The organism is Mesorhizobium sp. M0598 (assembly GCF_040320865.1).
Taxonomy (GTDB): Bacteria; Pseudomonadota; Alphaproteobacteria; order Rhizobiales; family Rhizobiaceae; genus Mesorhizobium.
The window spans coordinates 95,270-109,421 of record NZ_JAMYQL010000016.1 but is presented as its reverse complement, the minus strand read 5'-3'; the positions used below and the strand labels follow the sequence as shown (position 1 = coordinate 109,421).

At 63.5% G+C, this 14,152-nt stretch carries 17 protein-coding genes; 10 read left to right on the top strand and 7 right to left on the bottom strand.

Features of this window, described 5'->3' with window-relative positions:
- Positions 1 to 109 precede the first annotated feature (109 nt).
- On the top strand, positions 110 to 2,080 hold the full coding sequence (locus tag NKI59_RS20370; protein WP_352706412.1) for an acyltransferase family protein: 1,971 nt from the start codon (positions 110 to 112) through the stop codon (positions 2,078 to 2,080).
- A 229-nt stretch (positions 2,081 to 2,309) separates the two neighbouring features.
- Here NKI59_RS20370 and NKI59_RS20365 read toward each other — a convergent pair whose 3' ends face one another.
- A complete protein-coding gene (locus tag NKI59_RS20365) occupies positions 2,310 to 2,588 on the bottom strand; it encodes a hypothetical protein (protein WP_352706409.1) in 279 nt (92 codons plus the stop codon).
- A gap of 230 nt (positions 2,589 to 2,818) precedes the next feature.
- On the opposite strand from NKI59_RS20365, the gene NKI59_RS20360 reads away from it, so the two are divergent.
- Together NKI59_RS20360 and NKI59_RS20355 are read left to right on the top strand one after the other, a co-directional pair.
- The gene (locus NKI59_RS20360) at positions 2,819 to 3,136 is read left to right on the top strand and encodes a hypothetical protein (protein WP_352706407.1); all 318 of its coding nucleotides are present in this window, start codon (positions 2,819 to 2,821) and stop codon (positions 3,134 to 3,136) included.
- A 223-nt stretch (positions 3,137 to 3,359) separates the two neighbouring features.
- The gene (locus tag NKI59_RS20355; RefSeq protein WP_352706405.1) at positions 3,360 to 3,665 is read left to right on the top strand and encodes a hypothetical protein; all 306 of its coding nucleotides are present in this window, start codon (positions 3,360 to 3,362) and stop codon (positions 3,663 to 3,665) included.
- 44 nt (positions 3,666 to 3,709) lie between these two features.
- Here NKI59_RS20355 and NKI59_RS20350 read toward each other — a convergent pair whose 3' ends face one another.
- The 3 genes from NKI59_RS20350 to NKI59_RS20340 form a co-directional block, all read right to left on the bottom strand.
- Positions 3,710 to 4,315: a DUF6456 domain-containing protein gene (locus tag NKI59_RS20350; protein WP_352706403.1), complete on the bottom strand. Its 606-nt coding sequence runs from the start codon at positions 4,313 to 4,315 to the stop codon at positions 3,710 to 3,712.
- Positions 4,316 to 4,380: 65 nt separating this feature from the next.
- Positions 4,381 to 5,007 carry a GcrA cell cycle regulator gene (locus NKI59_RS20345; RefSeq protein ID WP_352706401.1) on the bottom strand — a complete coding sequence of 209 codons (627 nt, stop codon included), beginning with the start codon at positions 5,005 to 5,007 and terminating at the stop codon, positions 4,381 to 4,383.
- 69 nt (positions 5,008 to 5,076) lie between these two features.
- The gene (locus tag NKI59_RS20340; protein ID WP_352706399.1) at positions 5,077 to 5,475 is read right to left on the bottom strand and encodes a hypothetical protein; all 399 of its coding nucleotides are present in this window, start codon (positions 5,473 to 5,475) and stop codon (positions 5,077 to 5,079) included.
- Between the two features lie 82 nt (positions 5,476 to 5,557).
- Between NKI59_RS20340 and NKI59_RS20335 the strand changes: the two genes are divergently transcribed.
- Entirely contained in the window at positions 5,558 to 6,253 is a 696-nt protein-coding gene (locus NKI59_RS20335; RefSeq protein ID WP_352617088.1) for an XRE family transcriptional regulator, read from the top strand.
- 218 nt (positions 6,254 to 6,471) lie between these two features.
- Here NKI59_RS20335 and NKI59_RS20330 read toward each other — a convergent pair whose 3' ends face one another.
- Positions 6,472 to 6,780, bottom strand: coding sequence for a hypothetical protein (locus tag NKI59_RS20330; protein ID WP_352706395.1), 309 nt, complete (start codon positions 6,778 to 6,780; stop codon positions 6,472 to 6,474).
- A 186-nt stretch (positions 6,781 to 6,966) separates the two neighbouring features.
- Between NKI59_RS20330 and NKI59_RS20325 the strand changes: the two genes are divergently transcribed.
- The 5 genes from NKI59_RS20325 (at position 6,967) to NKI59_RS20305 (ending at position 11,999) form a co-directional block, all read left to right on the top strand.
- Positions 6,967 to 7,329, top strand: a complete 363-nt coding sequence (locus tag NKI59_RS20325; protein ID WP_352706393.1) for a hypothetical protein — start codon at positions 6,967 to 6,969, stop codon at positions 7,327 to 7,329.
- Positions 7,330 to 7,402: 73 nt separating this feature from the next.
- Positions 7,403 to 7,861: a GNAT family N-acetyltransferase gene (locus tag NKI59_RS20320; protein ID WP_352706390.1), complete on the top strand. Its 459-nt coding sequence runs from the start codon at positions 7,403 to 7,405 to the stop codon at positions 7,859 to 7,861.
- Between the two features lie 331 nt (positions 7,862 to 8,192).
- The gene (dinB, locus tag NKI59_RS20315; protein WP_352706388.1) at positions 8,193 to 9,434 is read left to right on the top strand and encodes a DNA polymerase IV; all 1,242 of its coding nucleotides are present in this window, start codon (positions 8,193 to 8,195) and stop codon (positions 9,432 to 9,434) included.
- A 170-nt stretch (positions 9,435 to 9,604) separates the two neighbouring features.
- Complete coding sequence (locus tag NKI59_RS20310) at positions 9,605 to 10,249, top strand: hypothetical protein (protein ID WP_352638081.1); 645 nt, start codon at positions 9,605 to 9,607, stop codon at positions 10,247 to 10,249.
- A 592-nt stretch (positions 10,250 to 10,841) separates the two neighbouring features.
- Positions 10,842 to 11,999, top strand: a complete 1,158-nt coding sequence (locus NKI59_RS20305) for a sulfite oxidase (protein WP_352706386.1) — start codon at positions 10,842 to 10,844, stop codon at positions 11,997 to 11,999.
- 188 nt (positions 12,000 to 12,187) lie between these two features.
- Here NKI59_RS20305 and NKI59_RS20300 read toward each other — a convergent pair whose 3' ends face one another.
- On the bottom strand, positions 12,188 to 13,099 hold the full coding sequence (locus NKI59_RS20300) for a sigma-70 family RNA polymerase sigma factor (RefSeq protein WP_352706384.1): 912 nt from the start codon (positions 13,097 to 13,099) through the stop codon (positions 12,188 to 12,190).
- 8 nt (positions 13,100 to 13,107) lie between these two features.
- The gene (locus NKI59_RS20295; protein WP_352706381.1) at positions 13,108 to 13,419 is read right to left on the bottom strand and encodes a hypothetical protein; all 312 of its coding nucleotides are present in this window, start codon (positions 13,417 to 13,419) and stop codon (positions 13,108 to 13,110) included.
- A 144-nt stretch (positions 13,420 to 13,563) separates the two neighbouring features.
- Between NKI59_RS20295 and NKI59_RS20290 the strand changes: the two genes are divergently transcribed.
- Positions 13,564 to 13,929, top strand: coding sequence for a VOC family protein (locus NKI59_RS20290; protein WP_023680367.1), 366 nt, complete (start codon positions 13,564 to 13,566; stop codon positions 13,927 to 13,929).
- The last annotated feature ends 223 nt before the right edge of the window (positions 13,930 to 14,152 follow it).

The following is a 14,152-nucleotide window of genomic DNA, read 5'->3' as shown; positions in this document are numbered from 1 at the left end:
AGGAGCCGCGCCCTCCCCCTATGTTGCACTGCGTTAGATTTGTTGCATTGCAATATCGTCGCATCGGGTCGAGCCTCTGCGAGGTGGGCATTCCTTGCATGAGGTGATTGTGTCGGCATCATTTCGGCCTGACATCGAAGGGCTGCGCGCGCTGGCGGTGGCGGGTGTCATCGCCTTCCATTTTGGTCTGTCCGGCCTGCCCGGCGGCTTTGCCGGCGTCGACATCTTCTTCGTCATCTCCGGCTATCTGATCACCCGTCACCTGGTTACGGAAATCACCGAGACCGGGCGGCTGAACCTCTGGCGCTTCTACGCCCGGCGCGCCCGGCGCCTGTTGCCGGCGGCACTGTTCGTCATCCTCGCCACGCTGTTCACGGGTTACTTCATCCTGTCGCCGGAGGAACAGGCGCTTTATTCGAAAGGCGCCATGTTCGCCTCCGCCTACATGATCAACCTTTGGCTGATCCGCTGGTCGTTCGACTATTTCGCTGCCGACGCCACGAACAACCCGTTCATCCACTTCTGGTCGCTCTCGGTCGAGGAACAGTTCTATTTGGCATGGCCGGCGCTGCTTCTTGCCGCCGCTTGGCTGCGTCCCGGCAAGCGCGCCGCTATTATCGTCATCGGCGTCGCCGGCGCGGCCTCCTTCGCCGCCTGCGCCTGGCTGACGGAAGTGTCGCAGCCCTGGGCGTTCTATTTCTCGCCGCTCAGGGCCTGGGAATTCGCCGCCGGCGGCCTCGCGACCATGGCGCCGGCAAAGATCTGGCGCGACCGGCCGCTGCTGGCCACGCTCCAGGCAGGCCTCGGTCTGGCGCTGATCGCCTGGGCCTATCTGATGCTGGACGAAGACTCGCCGTTTCCCGGGGTGAATGCGCTGGCGCCTGTTGCCGGCACCGTGCTGCTGCTGCTCAGCGGCAGCGGCGGCCGCAATCTGCCGAGCGCCGTGCTGGCGCTGCCGCCCATGCAATGGTTGGGCCGGCTGTCCTATTCGCTCTATCTCTGGCACTGGCCGGTCATCGTCTATGCGGCGATGGTGGTTCCCAGCCTGTCCATCCTGGACCGCCTTGCCTGCGCGGCGCTGGCGCTGCTTCTATCGATGTTCACCTATCATTTCATCGAGAACCCGATCCGCCGCAACGGCTGGCTGATGGCCGGAGCAGCGCGGGCGCTGGTGCCCGCCGTCGCGCTGACCGGCGCCGGCGTGGTCGCGGCCTATGGCAATGCGCGCTTTGCCGAGCACAATCTCAGCCCCGAACAGCACGTCATCGCCGACAGCGCCGCGCAGCTCTCCACCGTGCGCGCGAGCAATGGCGGCTGCGTGCTCGATTTCGAGACCGTCAAGCCGAAGCCCTGCATGTTCGGCCGCAAGGATGCCCAGCGCTCGGTCGTGCTGTTCGGCGACTCGCATGCCGACCATTGGTCGACGCCGCTGATCAAGGCGGCCGAGAAGAACAATTTTCGCGTCGTCACCTTTCTCAAATCCTCCTGCCGGGCTTCGCGGGTGACGACCTGGAACTGGCGGCTGAAGCGCGACTACACCGAATGCGATCAATGGCGCGAGCAGTCGGTCAAGGACATCATCGCGCTCCACCCGCAACTGGTGGTGATCTCGGAGTTCTCGATCGGCAATGTGATGAAAGAATCGCCCGAGGAGTTGAAGCACGCCGATTGGCAAGCGCAGTGGCGGACGGGCCTCACCTGGACGCTTCAAGCCTTCAGCCAGGCCGGCATCAAGGTCGCGGTCATCAGGGACGTTCCCTACAATGCAAGCTACGCCGACAAATGCGTGGCGCGGGCGCTGTGGCGGGGCCAGACGCCCGCGACATGCGACACGCCGAGGATCATGGCGGCAAACGACGACATCGCCACCATCGAGCGCGATATCGTGCGCTCGACACCGAACGCTGCTTACATCGACATGACCGACCGCTTTTGCGACCAGACCACCTGCCATGTCTTCATCGACGGCAAACTAGCCTTCCGCGACCGCCACCACTTGGCGACGCCCTTCGCCGAAACGCTGGAACCGGCAGTGGAGCGGGCGCTGTTTTCGGATGTGATGGCGGCGGCTGTAAAGTAACGGCTCCGGATCTTGTCGGATCACGACCCAGCCCCTCGGCAAGGAACCATGCCGGACTCAGCTAAGGATAAGACCCGCCAGGAAAACCGTAAGGATAAGCGACAGCGGAACTGCAAGAAGGCAGCACAGCTCGAAAGTATCGGCTCGCCAAGAAGTCATTGGGCGCTTTTCCATGTTGGCCTCCTCCCTCAACGGCCAGACCGAGACGGCAGTTCCGCTTAGATAGTGCTCATCCCCACCACTCATCATGCAATTGGCGCAACTCGTTCCGCTTCCTGGTCATCCATCGTGCACGCGCCAGATGTGTCGCCCACGCCCGGAAAGCCCTGTCCGGCTCCTGCTCCGGATCAATGTGCAGAACGATGCGGGCGACCTCGCGCCAATCGGTCCCTTCAGCCGACGCGTCGAGCAGCCGGATATAAGTAAGCATGCGATCTTCGTCATAACCGGTCGGCACCGAAGACGTCGGCGCTGCGTTCGCGATATGAAGGTTTGGCGGCTTTAGCATTGCGACCTACCAGCAATGGCGCACCGTAGCAGCCTATAAAGAAGCCCGCGCCGTTTGATCGGAGGATGCGCCGATCGAGATTCGCCTCGACGGTCGGCAAATGGGGGCCTCAGGCGGAGTTCACCGCCCAGGTGGAGCCCAGGTGGGATCACGCTCACCACGCCGTGATCGGGTCGAGGCAATCTATCTATTTTAGTGGAACCTAATTTAGTCGACGCAATTATGCGTGCGTGAGAAAGCGTGAAATCCAGACCGTCACTGAAAGCCGGCTATCGCCAGATCAGTTGGCCGATGATCCAGTGATTGCAGTCGATTTGACGGAACGGATATTACAGGCGGCCGACAACGACAGGATTGTCTGCCTCGTTGTGGCAACGGAGAAACTGGAAACCGACCGCATCGAGAAAGCGGAGCCTAAGGAGACCAGGATTGCCACAAGCTTCGTCCGGGACTTTGAGGTAATGCTACTTGTTCTTTATGCGGCCTACGCCCTCGCTGTGCTGGGTGCGACCGCGTTCGTTTTGCTGGAATTGGGCCATGTTCTGTAGGCAGACGTCGGCAAAAGACGGGACTGACGCGCGATTGCCGCTGTTTGATGAGAGGAGCGGCCACGCTGCGTCGACGATCCGACCCCGGCGCAGCCAGCGGCGTTTTCGCGCCAGCAGGCGCTAAACTTCGCGCCCGTCCGTTCCTTACATCTTGCCAATCTATGGAACGAGGCTGCCCCTCGGGGGTTTTTCTATTAGAGGGACGTTAAAGAAGGAGGTAGCTATGAAGAAGCTCCTGCTTGCCTCGGTGATCGCCATCGCCTCGGCGGCTTCCGTGATCGGCCCGGCGAATGCCGGCGGCAGCGTCACGATCGGCATCGGCAACGGCTATGACGACGACTATTATTATCGCCACCATCGGTATTCCGATTACGACGATGAGTACGTCCCCCGTTACCGCTATGATGTCTATAACGAGGACTACAGGCCGCGCTACCGGTACCACCACCGGCGCTGCCACACCGAAGTCATCAAGCACTGGCGTCATCACCACCGGGTCATCGAAAGAATCCGTGTCTGCCGTCGTTGACGGATCGATCCGGCCGGTATTGCCGGCCGGATCGGCGGGGCTCCTCACCTCGGCTTGCGCATCAGCATCATGCCGTAATGCACGGCCAATATGTCGAGTCCGATCTTGAGTAGTTTCACCACCGCGTCGCGCGGCTCGCCGGCCTGTTCGGCCAGGCTCTTGACCGTTGCGTCGGCACAGCAGACCTTTTGCACGATGCCGGCGATCTCCCAATGGACAAGCGCCCTGGTGGCCTCGGCATGGTCGCGGCCGGCGGACAGGATGTGTTCGGCGACGCCGCTGCCGGTGCGGCCGCCGTCGACGCGCTCGGCCCAAGCCATCGGCTTGGCGGTTGCCTCGGACGAGTTGCGGAAATCCTGGCGGTAGCGCATGCCCGCCTCGCGCTGCTGGCGCGACAGCGAGGTGAGGCCGCTCAGCGGGTCGACGTTGCGCACCCGCACGATGCCGCCGGTCGCGGTGTGGCCGTCATTGGAGACCTCATAGAGGCGCGCTCCCTCCTGCGTCCCCTTCGCCAGCCGCTTGCGGCCGAACCGGTCGTCCTTCAGTGCGAAATCATGGCCGATCTCCTTGCGGATGCGCACCTGCTCGGCCTCGCCTTTCGGCAATCTCGGTGGCCTGGCTTTGGCCTTTTGGGCGGTTTTGGTGCTCATCGGCTCGGTCCTCCTGGGTTTTGGTCGTCGGGCTCTGGCGAACTTCCAGCCTCATTGCAGCGGGCTCAAATCGCTTCGGCCGGCAGCGTGCGCAGGAAGCGCGCAGCGTGATAGGCGCAGTAGCTTTTCGATGGGTTCGTGCGCATTCCGCAGCACAGCATGTCCAAACCTGGCCGGCTGCCGGGGGCGTCGTTTTCCGCATCCTCCTGCAGCGTCGTATCGAGCGGCGCGCGGCAGCGCTCGAACAGGCAATCGATGAAGCGCATGGCGGCGAAATGCGGCTGGCGACCGCCGGCGGCGATCGGGCGCGGCGCCGGCATTTCGAGCGGCGCGCCATCGGTCCCGGTGATCCGAGCCGGACCCGGCTGCCAGGCCGGCGGCGCCAGCCTGGCCGACAGCCTTGCCGGGCGGCAGCGTGGCTGGGACTGCATGGCTATCGCCTCTGCCTGACCCGCGGTGCTTGACGGCTTTGCCAGCGGTTTCCCATGCCGTCCGCCACACAAACCTTTGGATCTCGCAAGGCCGATGGTGCGCAAACGGGCGGTGCGGTGGACGATGCCGATGATGGCCGCGCGTGAGACCGGGCTACGACGCTGCGCACCGAGCCGGGCAGCGATCTTCGCGGCCGACAGTCCGCTCATCAGCCAGTTCTCGATTTGTTCCAGTTCCGAGGCGGAATAGCGGGCGGCCATGATGTTTCATTCCCTGCAAAAATGGTTGTGTGCGGCGCCGGCTTCTCCGGCCTCAGGCTCGAAAGCCCGTCAGCCTTCGCGTGGTCTGCTGCGATCGAGTTTCATCTCGGCCGCCTGCCTTGTTGCGCCGGACACTGCCTTGCCCGTCCGCTTGTCGAAGGCGATGACCGTGCCGTCTTCGGTGCGGATGCAGGAAACCGCGGCTTCCGCATTGCCGGCCGGCAGGCAATTCGTGGCCGGAGCCGTGAGGGGAACGGCTCCGGCCGTTCCGGCCGCTTGCGCTGCCGGATCCGAGGCGCGAGCCTCGGGCATCGTCCCGGCCGGGGGGGAGGACAGCCGCGACGAAGGGGACAGGGTTGGCACATGCATGGCCTCGGCGATCGGTTGCGCTACCACCTCCAGGCGAGCGCTGCCGGCGCGCTGAAGGGCGGATTCAAGGACCGAAAGCTGGCGGAGCGACTTGTGCATGACTACATAAGAGCATAACTCAAACCAAAATGCAAGCGATTCTTGCATAGACGAAACCGAATCTTGTGCCTCAGATGGAGCTATGGTGAAAACTGCACTGTCGATCAAGGTCGGGGCGGCGATCCGCCGGGCGCGCAAGCAGCGCGGCCTGGTGATGCGCCACATTGCCGAGCACAACGACACCGATGTCGCTGCCGTCGGCAATTGGGAGACCGGGCGCAACCTGCCCAAGACCGAGAACCTTTTGAAGACCGCCGCGTTCCTGCGCGTCGACCCGGTGGCGCTCGGCAAGGGCGAGGTCGTTTTCCTCGAAGATGCCGGGCCGGTTGCCGATGCCGAGATCGTCACCGATCCCGGCCCCCTGCCCGCCGGGCCGATGGATATCCAGCTTCTCGGCACCGCCGTCGGCGGCGACGATGGCGACTTCACCTTCAACGGCCAGCCGGCCGGCTATGTCCAGCGGCCGCCGGGGATCCGGCATCTGCGCAATGTGTTTGCGCTGCACGTGCTGAGCGATTCGATGGTGCCGCGCTACGAGCCCGGCGAGATGATCTATTGCGGCGGCCGCGAGGCGTTGCCGGGCGACCATGTGGTGATCGAGACCCTGCCCGAGGAGAACGAGCAAAACGGCAAGGCCTTCATCAAGAAGCTGGTCAAGCGCACCGCCGCCGAGCTGATCGTCGAGCAGTACAACCCGCCCAAGACGCTGTCTTTCAACCGCTACGCCATCAAGAACGTCTTCCGCGTCATCCCGCTCAAGGAATTGCTGGGGTATTGAGGCTTGTTGCCTTCTCCCCTTGTGGGAGAAGGTGGATCGGCGCACAGCGCCGAGCCGGATGAGGGGTGCTGGAAGGAACGCGGCGGAGGAAATGTAGAAGCGATTTTTAAGCACTTACGCCATCAAGGTAGCGATCCGTCCAACACCCCTCATCCGACCGAGCTTCGCTCGGCCACCTTCTCCCACAAGGGGAGAAGGAAGAACACCGCCCCTCCCCCTCAAGCCCGCCTCGATTGCTCCAGCTCTCGACCGTTGAGCAGGCGCGCCTCGGCGCGGGTCCGCTGCCGGTCGTCGATGAAGGCGGCCTGGATCGAGACGGCGGCGCCCGGCAGGCCGTCGGCCCGGCAGGCCTTGCAGATCAGGCGCCCCGAAAGTGCGGCCAGCGGTGTCTCCGGCCTCACCCCATGCCGCTTGAGCTCGGCCGGCTTCCACCACCTGTTGCGGCCGCAGTCGATGCATTCGACGGCAATCGAGACAACATCGGCGATCGTCGCTTCCCTGCCTGCCAATGCCATGGTCATCCCCATCGTTGTTCCTGCTTTGTTCGCAACATTATCGGTTTTCGGGGCGGAGTCGAGTCGGTTCCGCTTGCACCAACGTGAAAGTTTCACTTGTTCATATATTTGAGTTATGCTTTTATCTCGTGCAGGCTGGAATCGGCGCGAGCAACAGAACCGCGGCCGCTCCGTCGGCCGGCAAGCAAGGGAGTGACGATGGACCTCGCCCAGTTCGCCCAGGCCTGCGGTTATGCCGGCGACAGCCCGGCCATGCTTGCCGCTTTTGCGGCCATCCGCCAGGACGGCATCCGCACGGCGCGCCAGGGTCATCGCCAGCGCAAGGCGGCGATCGACCGGATGAAGCCGAGCCGCGCTTTGTTCCTGGCGGCGATCCGCCCGGCGCAGTCAGCCGAGGAGGCCCTCGAGGATGCCGCCCGCTTCCTGTCGATGTTCCGCAACATGCCGCACTGGCGACAGGAAAGGCGCGCCGCCGACCTCACCCGCGCCAGGCAGCAGCGCCTCTTCGCCCGCTTCTTCCGCCGCTACGGCCACCGCCTCTGGGCGCTCGAGGCCACCTGAAGGCGCGCGGGCCTCCCTTGCAAGTCAAAACGGATGTTGCGATCGCCGACACCGCGCCGTATGTCTCCACGCGATGAGCGAGATTAAGTTCCGTCGCGCGCAAGCGCCCGACCTGCCGGCAATTGTTGCAATGCTTGCCGACGACGTGCTCGGCGCGAACCGGGAAGACCCGTCCACGCCGCTCGCGCCATCCTACCTCGATGCGTTCAGCGCAATCGGTGCCGATCCCAACCAGTTGCTGGTCGTGGCCGTCGAGGCCGGGCAAGTGGTCGGAACCCTGCAACTCACCTTTCTTCCAGGCCTCTCCAGGAAAGGCGCCTGGCGCGGCCAGATCGAGGGCGTTCGCGTCGCCCGGCAATGGCGCTCCCGCGGCGTTGGCAAGCTAATGGTCGAATGGGCGATTGAAACGTGCCGTTCGCGCGGCTGCAGCCTCATTCAGCTCACCACCGACAAGGAACGACGGGAGGCGCACGCTTTCTACGAGCGCCTCGGCTTCACCGCCAGCCACCTCGGCTACAAGATGGCGCTGTAGCGCTCGGCTGATTGCCGAAGTCGGCGCTGCCCCTCATCCGCCTGCCGGCACCTTCTCCCCGTATAGCGACGGGGAGAAGGGGCTGTCCGCAAACTCGGCACTTTCCTGCAACGTTAGTGATTGGCGAAACCATTGACGAAAGCGTCCTTCTCCCCGTCACTATACGGGGAGAAGTGCCCGGCAGGGCGATGAGGGGCGGCGCCAACCTGAAGCGATTGCCCCTTCACCTGTCGTCCGCGCTGCTTGACAATTCACCCATAATGTTCTCTTTATGTTCTCATCACAACTCGAGACAATGCGGCGTTCGAACCGCCGCGGGCGAACGGGCCGGATGGAAGCCAACATCCTCCACGCGGATCTGGATGCCTTCTATGCCTCGGTCGAACAATTGCTCGACCCGGCCTTGCGCGGCAAGCCGATTGCCGTCGGCGGCGGGGTAGTGCTTGCCGCATCCTATGAAGCCAAGGCGTTCGGCGTGCGCGGCGGTATGCCGGGACGGCGGGCGCGGGAACTCTGCCCGCAACTCATCTTCGTCGGCGGCCATTTCAAGGACTATCAGCGGCTGGGCGATGCGGCAATCAAGGTGCTCGGCGATTTCACGCCGGTGGTCGAGCGGATTTCGATCGACGAGGCCTTTGCCGACGTCGCCGGCTGCACCCATTTGTTCGGCTCGCCGGCCGAGATCGCCGGCAAGATCCGCCGCCGCGTGCAGGCCGAGCTCGGCCTGCCGATCTCGGTCGGCGTAGCCCGCACCAAGCATCTGGCCAAGATCGCCTCACAGGTCGCAAAACCGGACGGGCTGGTGGTGGTCGATCCGCGCCACGAGCTGGAGTTCCTGCACCACTTGCCGGTCGAGCTGATGTGGGGCGTCGGCCCGGTCACCAGGCAGCGGCTGGCCGGCATCGGCGTCAACACCATCGGCGAGCTGGCGAAGACCAATGGTGGGGCGCTTGAGCGCCTGCTCGGGCCGGCGGCGGGAGAGAAACTCAACGCGCTGGCGTGGAACCGCGATCCGCGCAAGCTCGAGACACAGCGCCGGGCGCGCTCGGCGGGTGCGCAGTCGGCGCTTGGCCGAAAACCGGCCCAGGAGCAGGTCTTCGTGCCCGCTTTGCTGCATCTGGCCGACAGGGTCGCCACAAGATTGCGGGCGAAATCCCGGCCCGGCCGCACGGTGACGGTTCGCGTCCGCTTTGCCGATTTGCGCTCGGTGACGCGCTCGATCACGCTCGACCAGCCGATATCGGCAACCGCCATGCTGGCCGAGATCGCCGAGGCGCTGGTGCGCAAGGTGCTCATCGACCATCCGCACGAAAAGACAATCTCGCTGCTGGCGATCGCCGTATCGCATCTGGAGCAGCATGCCGGCCTGCAACTGGAACTGCCGCTCGGCCTCGACGACGACCGCCGCCGCCCCGGCACCAGCAAGGGCGCGGCGCGCTGGACCGCGGATCGCGCCGTCGACAAGATCCGCGACCGCTTCGGCTGGGAGGCGGTGGGCTACGCCTCGGTCGCGCTCGGGCTACAGCGGTCGGTTCCCGACGCGTTTCGCGAACTGGCCGAAAAGGAATTGTGAGCCTCGATTACACTTTGGTTGCCAAGTCGCCGGAATGACGTTGAAGGCTGCGGACTTGTGAATTTATCTTCGGTCCAGTTGGTCGTGCACCGGTTTGGGTATCAGCCAGACAGGGTAGCACCCGCCCGCAAATCCTTCCGCACCTTCATTTCGAACGACAGGAGATCGGCATGGGACAGAACGCCGGATATTTCGCACTCATCGTTGCCGGACTGGTGACCAATGCAACGACGCTGGCCAAGCCGCTCAACCCGGACCGGGCGATTCCATCCCTGGGCGATATCAACTCGCCGCTGGCCAGCCCGCTATTCAAGCAGGTCAAGGCTGGGCCGCTGGAGATAAAGCTTGAGGAAACCACGCTTGCCGATGTCGAAAAAGCCTTCGGCGGAGCGATGCACGATGAAGGTGACGCCGGAGATTCACGCCACTGGCTTTGCTATGCCGGCCCCGACGCCGGCGGATCGCCGTCGATCTTCTGGTTCGTATCCGGCGAGATGGGCGGCTCCGACCACGGTGTCCTGTCCGTCGCCCTGCAGCCGAACCCGGAAGGCAAGGTACCGGAAGGATGCGCCAGCGCGCCTGCCAGCCTGACAGCTATTGAACTCGATACGCCCGGCGTCGGAGCGCCGCTGAGCGACGTGGCCGCGAAATTTGGCGCCGCCAAGCCCGATCGTTACGGCCATTTCGGCTTCGCCGCCTCTTATCCTGCTTCGTCTCCCGACCAGAAGGACGCCACGGTCACGCAGACGCTCACCTACACAGCCGGGAACGGCAGGATAACCGGCGTGGCGGTGACGCAAGTCACCACCAATTAGGGTGTCCCCGCTCGGTTGGCGAATGGTTCACGTGTGAATGATCTGCCGCGCCCGAGCCAGGCGGCCTGGTTGCTGGCCACCTCGTTATGCAGATTGGTTCTGATGTGCCGCCCGGGCCCGCCCTCCACCTGCAAATGCGACATTCGAGGCAGCCCTGGTCGTCAGACCAAAAGCGTTGCGCCGCCCCAAGCGATCAGGGCGGTGCCGGCCGCACGGCCAACCCACGGGCCGGCAGGAAACACCGGTTCGACGAGAACCCACGAAGGTCCCGAAATGACCCAGAAGCGGGCGTTCGGCAGCGATCCGAGCAGCAACGATTTTGGCAGGACCGGAAATCGGAATGGAATGCTGCAATCATCATCATGTCCCGTCCAAGTTGTGGACAGTTCCTTCTCAAAGGCGCACTCTTAGCATGCGAAACGCGAGCTAGCGTTTCGTGCAACGCTTCACATGCTTGACTTGCGTCGGTGATTATCTGACCTACCCGGATACTTTCGGGTGGGCAGACCTCACATTGTGTCGCCTATCCGTGATCAGGCTACGGCCTAAGGCACGTTGCAGCCCGTTCCGGATCAACTGGGAGGTAAACAACATGCCTGATTTTCAGCGCAGAGAACTTCTTGTTCAAGGAAGCGCGGCTCTTGCCGCAATTGCTGCTCTCTATACCTCGCGCCGGGCTTACGCTTTTCCAACACGGCCGAACGAGGAAGTTATTCCGTGGCTGGATCAGCCGACCGAAAATCCCGATCCGGCGGGTATCCAGAAGCAGCTTGTCTGGGAGGATTTGGATAGCTGGATAACGCCAAACGACAAGTTCTTCAGCATCTCCCATTTCAACCGACCAACGATCGACGAGAAGACATGGTCGATGGAGATCGGAGGCCTGGTCAAGAAGCCCCTGGAGTTAACGCTCGCCGACATCAGGGCGCGACCGCGGCAGGAGGTCGTTTTCACAGTGGAATGCTCGGGCAACCACGGGTTTCCCTTTTTCACCGGCGGCATCGGCAATGCTCGCTGGGCAGGGACGCCGCTCGCCCCGATCCTCGAGGAAGCCGGCGTTCTGGAGAAGGGCATCGAGGTCGTCTTTTTCGGTACCGACACAGGCGAGATCCCGATACGCGACGTCAAGATGCAGCAGAACTTCGCTCGTAGCATGTCGCTCGCCGACGCGATGAACCCCGACAATCTCCTCTGCTATGAAATGAACGGGGCCGCCTTGCCGGCGCCCAATGGCTTCCCGGTACGGCTCATTACGCCAGGCTGGTATGGGATTGCCAACGTCAAGTGGCTAAAGCGCATCGAGGTTCGCGATACGCGGTTCATGAGCCTTCTGATGGCCCGTGACTATGTCACCATCCGGGAGGAGGACCACAACGGCGAGACCGTATGGGCCGAGACGTCAGTCGGCCGAGCGCTGATAAAGTCCGCACCTGCGAAGGTTACCCGGAAAGACTCAGATTACCGCATCGTTGGGGCAGCCTGGGGGGCGCCGATCGACCGGGTCGAAGTGCAAATCGATCAAGGGCCTTGGACACCAGCGACCATTGACCACAGTGAGGAGGCCGAACACGCTTGGAAAATTTGGTCCCTGGCTTGGGCGAATCCCTCTCCTGGAGAACACACGGTGACCTCGCGCGCGGTCAGCACCACAGGACAAATTCAACCGGCGATGGACGATCCCTTGATAGCCAAGAAACACACATACTGGGAAAGCAATGGCCAGGTGACGCGCCGCGTGCGTATCGGCTAGAGCATTTTGCAGCCAAATGGAGTCATTTGGCGTCCGCATAAATGCGGCAAAACAGATAGTTAGAGCGAGTTACCGGTTCCAAGAGAACCGGAACCGCTCTAAGAACGTGCTGCCATGTGGCAATTGCGTTTGGGTCACCCAGGAGGAGGCTGCCTGATCGCCATCTCCGCATCATTCCAGCCTTCTACTCACCCGTCCACCGTTTCAATCTCCGCGTCGATCAGGCACCAGGGCGCGTAGCGGAAGTCGCGGATCTGGATGACCTGATCGTCCCGCCACTCGACCAGCATGAAGCCGCGCACAGCGCCGTCGGCCGCCTGCGGGTCGCGGATCAGGATCGCCGGCCTGCCGTCGACCACGCCGAGCGACAATGTCCAGTCGCTGATACGGTCGTAATTGCCGAAATAGGTCGAAACCTCGGCCTTGCCGCGCAGGCGGACGCGGTTGACGACGTCGAGCCGCACGTCCTCGGCGATCAGTGCCCGCACGCCGTCGAAGTCGCGCGCGTTGAACAGGTCGACATAGCGCCGCAGCCGGCGCTCGTCATCGGCGTCGAGCCTCGGCGCCAGCGCCTGCTCGGGCTGCAGCGCCAGCTGCTTGAGCTGCGCCCGCCCGCGATGCAGCGCGGCCTTGGTGGCGGCAAGCGTCGTGCCGGTCACCTCGCAGGTCTCATGCAGGCTGAGGCCGAGCACGTCGACCAGGATCACGGCGCTGCGCTGCGGCACCGAAAGCTGCATGAAGGAGCGCAGGCCGGTCTGGGCGGCGAGCCGGCTGTCGGCGCTGCCGGAGGGATCCTCGATGACGCTCATGTCGGCCTCGGTCATGCGCGACCTTTCCCGATTGCGCCGCCGCAGATGATCCTGCGCGGCATTGTGGGCGATGCGAAACAGCCATTGCTCGGGACGTTCGACGATCGCACCCCCGTCGATCGCCTGCAGCGCCTTGATCAGCACCTCCTGGACGATGTCCTCGCCGTCGATCACCGAGCCGGCCATACGCGCGCAGTAGCGATGCAGCCTTGGCCGCAACCCGACGAGCATCGCCTCCAAAGTCGCCCTGTTCATTTTCGGCGTAGCGTCCCATTTCTGCGCGAGCGGCATGGCAGGCGCTACCCGGCTTTCTGATCCGCCAGCATACGGTAATTGCCGATGACTTTGACAGGCGATCGCAATGCCGGGGTCGAACGGCGCTCGGCGTGGTTTTCCGTAAACGCCTTGAAGGCCGCAAGCCCGGTCAGCGCCGACGAATCGCCGTCCTGGCCGACGATGTGGACGAACGAGCCGTCGTCCAGCTCGAGCACGAGATAGCGCACCGTCGGCGGTGCCGCCTCGCCCAGCGCTTCGAACACTTTTTCGACCAGCGCGCGGTTATCTTCCAGGTCGGCTTGCTTCACACCGTATCGAATGAGCGCGTAGTTCATCATCGTCTCCTGACTGGTTGGTATGAACGAAGGACGACCGGCTGCGCTGAAAAGATTCTCCGTGCCGAAGAATCTTTTCGGTTGCCCGCATCGTCTTTCCCGCGTGGGCGGCTGCGCGGCAGCCATCAAGCAGGAGAGACGATCATGCATATCCAGTTTGCCGAGCTTCCGGTGTTCGAGCAGGACCGCGCCAAGGCGTTCTACACCAGGCATCTCGCCTGCCAGGTCATGGCCGACCAGAAGATGGGTGATGGCGGCTGGCGCTGGATCGAGCTGGCATTTCCGCATGCCGTGACGAACCTGCATTTTGTCAGGCGCGCCGACGACGCACCCGGCGCGGAGCCGGTATTGGTGCTGGTCGATGAAAATGTCGGGGCAATGATCGCGGCCATGAAAGCGGGTGGCGTCGAGATCATCACCGAAGCGCATGAGGCGCCGTGGCAGCCGGGGCGCACGGTGGCGGAGTTTCGCGACAGCGAAGGCAACCGCATGGTCCTCGCCAGCCGATAAGGCACCGGAGCCCTCTGTCCGGCGGGGCGTCGTACCTAAGTCCTACCTCCGGCCGGACCATCGGCCGTACTTCCTTCGTATTATTATTTCGTGACCTCTGCGCGCCGGAACCTTCCCTTGCATCGGGCGTTCGGGCGCTGTATCGCGATGCCTCATATTTAGGCAGGCGGAGGAAATACGAATAAGGGCGGGTGGCAAACAAACATGGGCCGGGGAGGAGCAT

Bases quoted from the DNA above. Each gene is read 5' to 3' on its own strand.
- NKI59_RS20365 (WP_352706409.1), bottom strand. From the start codon at position 2,588: ATGCTAAAGCCGCCAAACCTTCATATCGCGAACGCAGCGCCGACGTCT.
- NKI59_RS20355 (WP_352706405.1), top strand. From the start codon at position 3,360: ATGAAGAAGCTCCTGCTTGCCTCGGTGATCGCCATCGCCTCGGCGGCT.
- NKI59_RS20350 (WP_352706403.1), bottom strand. From the start codon at position 4,315: ATGAGCACCAAAACCGCCCAAAAGGCCAAAGCCAGGCCACCGAGATTG.
- NKI59_RS20345 (WP_352706401.1), bottom strand. From the start codon at position 5,007: ATGGCCGCCCGCTATTCCGCCTCGGAACTGGAACAAATCGAGAACTGG.
- NKI59_RS20340 (WP_352706399.1), bottom strand. From the start codon at position 5,475: ATGCACAAGTCGCTCCGCCAGCTTTCGGTCCTTGAATCCGCCCTTCAG.
- NKI59_RS20335 (WP_352617088.1), top strand. From the start codon at position 5,558: ATGGTGAAAACTGCACTGTCGATCAAGGTCGGGGCGGCGATCCGCCGG.
- NKI59_RS20330 (WP_352706395.1), bottom strand. From the start codon at position 6,780: ATGGGGATGACCATGGCATTGGCAGGCAGGGAAGCGACGATCGCCGAT.
- NKI59_RS20325 (WP_352706393.1), top strand. From the start codon at position 6,967: ATGGACCTCGCCCAGTTCGCCCAGGCCTGCGGTTATGCCGGCGACAGC.
- NKI59_RS20320 (WP_352706390.1), top strand. From the start codon at position 7,403: ATGAGCGAGATTAAGTTCCGTCGCGCGCAAGCGCCCGACCTGCCGGCA.
- dinB (WP_352706388.1), top strand. From the start codon at position 8,193: ATGGAAGCCAACATCCTCCACGCGGATCTGGATGCCTTCTATGCCTCG.
- NKI59_RS20310 (WP_352638081.1), top strand. From the start codon at position 9,605: ATGGGACAGAACGCCGGATATTTCGCACTCATCGTTGCCGGACTGGTG.
- NKI59_RS20305 (WP_352706386.1), top strand. From the start codon at position 10,842: ATGCCTGATTTTCAGCGCAGAGAACTTCTTGTTCAAGGAAGCGCGGCT.
- NKI59_RS20300 (WP_352706384.1), bottom strand. From the start codon at position 13,099: ATGCCGCTCGCGCAGAAATGGGACGCTACGCCGAAAATGAACAGGGCG.
- NKI59_RS20295 (WP_352706381.1), bottom strand. From the start codon at position 13,419: ATGAACTACGCGCTCATTCGATACGGTGTGAAGCAAGCCGACCTGGAA.
- NKI59_RS20290 (WP_023680367.1), top strand. From the start codon at position 13,564: ATGCATATCCAGTTTGCCGAGCTTCCGGTGTTCGAGCAGGACCGCGCC.